6 protein-coding genes are annotated in these 6,085 nt (G+C 43.9%); 5 read left to right on the forward strand and 1 reads right to left on the reverse strand.

Going from position 1 to position 6,085, the window contains the following annotated elements; translation table 11 throughout:
- Positions 1-58 precede the first annotated feature (58 nt).
- The 5 genes from rarD (L0J61_RS08375) to L0J61_RS08395 all read left to right on the forward strand — a co-directional run bounded on the left by rarD (L0J61_RS08375) (position 59) and on the right by L0J61_RS08395 (position 4,868).
- The gene (rarD, locus tag L0J61_RS08375) at positions 59-1,129 is read left to right on the forward strand and encodes an EamA family transporter RarD (protein ID WP_301465994.1); all 1,071 of its coding nucleotides are present in this window, start codon (positions 59-61) and stop codon (positions 1,127-1,129) included.
- A 238-nt stretch (positions 1,130-1,367) separates the two neighbouring features.
- Positions 1,368-2,438 (forward strand): EamA family transporter RarD, encoded by a 1,071-nt coding sequence (rarD, locus tag L0J61_RS08380; protein WP_301465995.1) that lies wholly within the window; start codon positions 1,368-1,370, stop codon positions 2,436-2,438.
- 285 nt (positions 2,439-2,723) lie between these two features.
- Positions 2,724-3,392: a glutathione S-transferase gene (locus L0J61_RS08385; RefSeq protein ID WP_301465996.1), complete on the forward strand. Its 669-nt coding sequence runs from the start codon at positions 2,724-2,726 to the stop codon at positions 3,390-3,392.
- A gap of 67 nt (positions 3,393-3,459) precedes the next feature.
- Positions 3,460-3,708, forward strand: a complete 249-nt coding sequence (locus tag L0J61_RS08390; RefSeq protein ID WP_301465997.1) for a hypothetical protein — start codon at positions 3,460-3,462, stop codon at positions 3,706-3,708.
- A 32-nt stretch (positions 3,709-3,740) separates the two neighbouring features.
- Complete coding sequence (locus L0J61_RS08395; protein ID WP_301465998.1) at positions 3,741-4,868, forward strand: ribonuclease Z; 1,128 nt, start codon at positions 3,741-3,743, stop codon at positions 4,866-4,868.
- A 67-nt stretch (positions 4,869-4,935) separates the two neighbouring features.
- Here L0J61_RS08395 and L0J61_RS08400 read toward each other — a convergent pair whose 3' ends face one another.
- Positions 4,936-5,892, reverse strand: a complete 957-nt coding sequence (locus L0J61_RS08400) for an ATP-binding protein (protein ID WP_301465999.1) — start codon at positions 5,890-5,892, stop codon at positions 4,936-4,938.
- Positions 5,893-6,085 lie beyond the last annotated feature (193 nt).

Here is a 6,085-nt window from a genome sequence, read left to right on the forward strand (position 1 = left end):
TAGAGGTTGATGAGTTTTGGACTTACGTGTATCGCAAGAAGCGTAAAGTTTGGCTGTTATGCTCACGACCAATCCCACTTTTCAAGGTACCCTTGCGTCGATAACGTCGAGCTTTTTATTTGCTATGATGTTTGTATTCGGCATATTTATGCTGCCTTTGACAGGTACACAGATAGCCTCGTGGCGCTTGCTGATGATGTTATTCAGTTTGGTATTACTCATCAGTGTTACCAAACAATGGCAACATATTATTGAGTATCTCAAGACCTTAAAAACCTTTAAGGAGTGGCTCATCTTTGTATTACCTGCACCTATCTTAGGTGGGCAGGTTTGGCTATTTATGTGGGCGCCAGTCAATGGTTATGGTTTGGATGCCACATTGGGTTATTTTTTATTGCCACTCGTCATGATTGTGCTTGGTCGGTTTTTTTATCATGAGCATATGAGTGTTTTACAGTATGCAGCTGCCATCATCGCTGCGATGGGGGTCGGTTACGATATATTGCAGTATGGTAAGATCTCTTGGATAACGTTGGTTGTGTGTTTGGGCTATCCTCCATACTATCTACTGCGACGTAAGTTAGCAGTGCCACCGATTACGGGATTGCTATTTGATTTGACGCTTTTGACCCCCGTGGTTTTGTCCGTTCTCTATGTGAGCGGTGGTTTTAGTGTGGCAGCACATGATATGAAGTTTTGGTACTTGCTGCCACTGCTTGGTGCGCTGAGTGCGGTTGCGATGTCGCTGATGATGATCGCTAGTAGCAAGCTACCAATCTCGTTGTTCGGGGCGCTCAGCTACATAGAGCCTATGATGTTTTTTGCATTGTCGATTACGTTGCTCAGTCAAAGTCTTGACGAAGGCGGCTCAATTTTTATGTATAGCATGATAGTGTTTGCGCTACTGGTCATGATAATAGATAGTGCATCAGGTTACATGGCTCGTCGTCGTAGTGATCGCTTACATGGTTATCGAGAGTTGCAAATTGGCGGCTTCCCACCACGACCTCGTTTTATCAATCAGCGTATCGACGGTGTGCTAGCATCGCATCGATTCCGTAAGCGTCGTCGGTACCAAAAGAAGATGGATAAGATACAGAGAAAAATAGAAAAACTTGATAAAAAATAGTTGCCTGAGCCCAATAGAATCAAAGGATACAGAAGTTTATAAAATATATGAAAAGTGGCATTGCTTATCTAATATGAGTTTGACATAATGCCGCCCTCGATTGAAGCACGATATACTAGAAGCGTTTATCTTAGATTACGCGACTGTCTTATGTACAAGAGCCTCAGACGTTTTCGTCTGGGGCTCTTGTTTTTTTTAAATTGCCAAGGATGTGCGCCAATTTTTAAAGGCTGTTGTGATGCTCACTACCAATCAAACCTCTCAAGGCACAATCAGTGCCGTGGTTGCAAACTTTTTATACTCATTGCTATTTTTATTCGGTTTGCTGATGCAACCGTTATCAGGTACACAAGTCGCTTCGTGGCGCGTACTGACGATGTTTTTTAGTCTGGTGCTGCTAGTCAGTTTGCTAAAGCAGTGGCAGCATATTTGGGACTATCTAAAGACGCTCAAAAACCTTAAAGAATGGTTTTTATTTATATTGCCGACACCTATTTTGGGTTTGCAGATCTGGCTGTTTATGTGGGCGCCAGTAAATGGATTGGGGCTTGAAGTCACATTGGGTTATTTCTTATACCCGATGATTATGATTATAGTGGGTCGCTTTTTTTACAATGAAACCATGAGCTTGTTACAGTGGGCGGCCATTATATGCGCAGGTCTCGGTATCACTTATGATATTTTGCAGTACGGTGCAATATCATGGGCGACTTTGTTCGTTTGTTTGGGCTATCCACCTTATTATCTATTGCGTCGTAAGCTAGCAGTACCACCAATTACCGGTCTTATTTCTGATTTGGTTTTGTTGTCTCCAGTGGTCTTGGTTGCGCTATATATGAATGGTGGATTTGAGTTGGTGATGGCAACTGATAAGCTTTGGTATTTTTTACCATTATTGGGCATTATTAGCACAGTAGCGATGTCACTGACCATGGTTGCCAGTCAAAAGCTGCCCGTCTCGCTATTTGGCACTTTATGCTATCTTGAGCCAATATTTTTGTTTATATTTTCTATTGCGATTTTGGATCGTAGTATCGAAGACGGCGGTTCAATCCAGATGTATAGCATGATTTTTGTGGCTCTATTGATGATGATTGCTGATAGTGCGCTTGGTTATTTGGCACGTAAGCGTGAAGATCGCTTGCATGGTTACAATGAACCGCTAGTGGGTAGCTTCCCGCCGCGCCGTCGTCTGAAGAATCGTAGAATCAAAGGCGTGCTCACTGCCCATCGATTTCGTAAAATTAAAAAGTACCAGCAAAAGATAGATAAGATGACACGTAAGATTGATGCGCTGCATGCGAAGTAAAACATATTGATACTTAACAATGCTGGATAGATGTGTTTTCGCAAGCGCGCTACACAGTTATTAATATGAAAGGGTAACTAATTACGTTATTATCGATAGCAGTGCTGTTACGCTCAAGAGACTACAGGGCGTGTTATATAAAATAATATCGTTTACTCACAATAAAAAACCAACTCCAAAAGTGCGACTGGCTGTGACAGTTTTGTTTAGTATGAGATGAGTGGTCCTGATAGCTTGATGTCTGGGCCACTGTCATTTTTGTGATTGGTATCATTAGGATCTTTTATGTTAAATTTACACCATTTAAACAACTCTCGTTCGTTTCGTATTTTATGGTTATTAGAAGAGTTGGAGCTAGAGTACCAGCTGACGAGTTACGAGCGAACCAAAGCTTATCTCGCTCCCGAAAGCCTCAAGAAAGTCCATCCACTAGGTCACACACCAGTGCTAGAAGTCAACGATCGCGCGCTGGCGGAGTCAGGATTCATTATTGAGTATCTGCTGAAACATTACGACACCGATCGCCAGTTCAAACCTGCAGATGACAATGAGTCTGCTTGGGAAGCCTATACATTTTGGCTACACTTTGCCGAAGCGACAGCAATGCCACAACTGGTGATGCGTCTGATATTTAGCAAAGTGGTGGAAAGATCACCGATGCTCATCAAACCAATCAGTAAGGGTATTCGTAAGCAAGTTGAAAATGGGATGATAAAAAACAACATCACCAATAACTTAAATTTGATGGAGCAGCATTTACAAGACAATCATTGGTTCGCTGGTGAAAGTTTTAGCGCCGCAGACATTCAAATGCATATCGTGGTAGCGGCGTCCAATGCACGTGCTGGACTGGACAAGGTCAGATATGCAAATCTATTAAACTGGCTCAAACGTTGCCAAGAACGTCCAGCATTTAAACGTGCTGAAGAAAAAGGCGGTACGCCAGAGTTTTAAAGTTATAATATGCTATTGTGAGCGTTTTTAATTAAATTTAACGATAGTCTAATCAAAAGGTAGTGGCATGAGTGATCAGAACAAGCTGGCGAACAACAAAGCGTCTGATAATGGTAGAGACGCTTCCCGTCAAGAGGTTCACGCGCAGCAGGTGTCGATTAAATCATGGACACAAAAAATATTGGTGGTTTTATTATGCATCGCCAGCTTTTATGGTGGCTGGAAGTCTTATGAATCCAATATGATAAACGAGTGTGCGGCGAATGGCGGTCAGATGGTTGAAGGTCAAAAAACCATGATATGTCAATTGTCGTAGCCGTTGCGCTTCATTAATCAAAGACGTGGCTTATGCTTCAGCTAACTTTTTTAGGTACCTCAGCAGGTGTGCCAACCAAACAGCGCAATGTGACAGCGCTGGCTGTTGAGTGTTTGAATCCTTACGGCTCAGGGAAAAGCCCGCAACAAAGCAAAAAATCGCGACCTTGGTTATTAGTGGATTGTGGCGAAGGGACGCAGCAGCAACTGTTACATACTAAATTATCGTTGCATCAGCTGGCGGCTATTTGTATCACGCACGTGCATGGCGACCATTGCTATGGTTTACCTGGCTTGTTGGCAAGTGCCGCGATGTCAGGTCGCTGCGAGCCTTTAACAGTCATTGCACCACAAGCCATTGCGACACTTCTAGAAGCTATCTCTCAAACTACCGAGTTATATTTACCGTTTGCCGTAAACTTTATGGCGATTGAAGACGTACTGTCTGAGCAAGGAAATACAAACAAAGTAGATATTCGCTTTCATGATCAGCATCAGCTGACAGTAGATATTCACCCTCTATCACATCGGGTTGCTTCTTATGGTTTTGGTATTACCCAAACCATAAACCGCCGTACGCTTGATACAGATAAACTGAGGGCAGAAAACATCCCAGCAAGTGCTCTGTGGGGTAAGTTGCAGCAAGGTCAGGACGTCATAACCGAAGAGGGTAGGACTCTATATTCGGATAGTTATGTTATCAATGACCCCCAGCGTACACGGATAGTGGTCGCTGGCGATAATGACACACCAGGCTGTCTCACTCCTGCGCTAGTCGATACGGATTTATTGGTGCATGAAGCGACTTATACGCATGAAGTATTGACTAAAATTCAAGCCAAAAATCCAGACTTTGATCCAATGCATAGCATTGCCAAGTTGGTAGGTAGTTTTGCCCAAGAGGCTGGACTGGAGAATCTCATCTTGACCCATTTCAGTGCGCGTTATCAGAGTTTTGATAATCCTGACAGTAGCGCGCCAAATATGGCAAGCGTCCGCCTAGATGCCGAAAAAGTGTATCAAGGCAGTCTATGGTTGGCAGCGGACTTTGACCAATATTTGGTAGATGGTTCAGTTGATTTAGCAGAAGACCAACACCCTGGTCGAGTACAGTATTTAGGTTCTGCACTAGGCCGCTCTGCACGTGACCAGAAAAGATGATGTATTGTCAAGTGTCAGCCAAGTGCCAAGTGCCAAGTGCTAAGTGCTAAGTGCTAAGTGCTAAGTGCTAAGACAGATCGTCATCAGCTGCCAATTGTGATTGTCCTATCCAGTAGCGGCTAAACTGATACGCCACACGCCCTGATCGTCCACCACGCTCTGATGCCCAGCGTAACGCAGCTGCTCTGACATTATCAGGTAGTGCTTGGTCAGCGCCTTCAGCATTCTCTTCTTCCGCCGCATTCTCTAGTGTGGGCTTCTGTGCAACAGATAAATAATGGTTGATGATTTGTAGATAAGTCGTCTGATCCATCGGGTGAAAGGACAGCCAAAGACCAAATCTGTCAGACAGGGATACTGTCTCATCGATGGTTTCATACGGATTGACTTCATCGGTCTGGCCGTCGTAGATATTGACGTTGTCTTTCATCAGCTGAGGCAGTAGATGTCGGCGGTTACTGGTAGCATAGACCAAAAGCTTGTCCTGTTCTGAGTCAAGCGCACCATCCAAGACACTTTTTAACGCTCGATAACTTTCATCTTGACCATTGAACGCCAAGTCATCGCAGTACACCACGTAGCGGCATTTACAGTCAGCTGGCAGTGCGTTGATCGCTGCTCGAACCTTATCGAGCACCCGTAAATCATCGCGAGCAATCTCGATAATGCGTAATCCTTCAGCCTGATAAGCCTGTAACAAGGCTCGGATAAGTGATGATTTGCCAGCACCACGTGTCCCTGTCATCAAAACATGGTTGGCAGGATAGCCTTTTAAAAACTGGCGTGTGTTCTGTATCAGCTTTTTCTTTTGCGTATCAATTCCATGCAAGTCTTCTAAGGTTAAGAATAAATTGACCGCTAGTGGCTGTAAATGACCATTCTGACCACCGACCCAGCGATAGGCAAGCTGGGCAGGATCAATCTCGATCGTTGGTGCGACTTGCTCTTGCAAATACTGACTGAGCAGGTCCAATAGAGGAGTGGGCAGGGCATAATGGGTAGATGAATCAGATGGTTGTGACATAATTGTTCTAACACTTACGATTGTATTTGAATTGGATGGGTGTGGTCTTACAAAGGTTTGATTGCGCGATACAACAAAACAGTACCACAAATAACAGTGCTGCAAAAAGCAGTACCATAAAAAACAGTATTACAAAAAGGGTGGTGTGTCAGAAAGTATGCTGGAGTAATAAAAGAAGGGTGACAGCCGAAGC

Origin of the sequence: Psychrobacter sp., assembly GCF_030457785.1 — a bacterium.
Classification (GTDB): Bacteria; Pseudomonadota; Gammaproteobacteria; order Pseudomonadales; family Moraxellaceae; genus Psychrobacter.

What these genes read in the sequence shown, in the direction of transcription:
- rarD (WP_301465995.1), top strand. Translation starts at nt 1,368, where the DNA reads ATGCTCACTACCAATCAAACCTCTCAAGGCACAATCAGTGCCGTGGTT.
- rarD (WP_301465994.1), top strand. Translation starts at nt 59, where the DNA reads ATGCTCACGACCAATCCCACTTTTCAAGGTACCCTTGCGTCGATAACG.
- L0J61_RS08400 (WP_301465999.1), bottom strand. Translation starts at nt 5,892, where the DNA reads ATGTCACAACCATCTGATTCATCTACCCATTATGCCCTGCCCACTCCT.
- L0J61_RS08395 (WP_301465998.1), top strand. Translation starts at nt 3,741, where the DNA reads ATGCTTCAGCTAACTTTTTTAGGTACCTCAGCAGGTGTGCCAACCAAA.
- L0J61_RS08390 (WP_301465997.1), top strand. Translation starts at nt 3,460, where the DNA reads ATGAGTGATCAGAACAAGCTGGCGAACAACAAAGCGTCTGATAATGGT.
- L0J61_RS08385 (WP_301465996.1), top strand. Translation starts at nt 2,724, where the DNA reads ATGTTAAATTTACACCATTTAAACAACTCTCGTTCGTTTCGTATTTTA.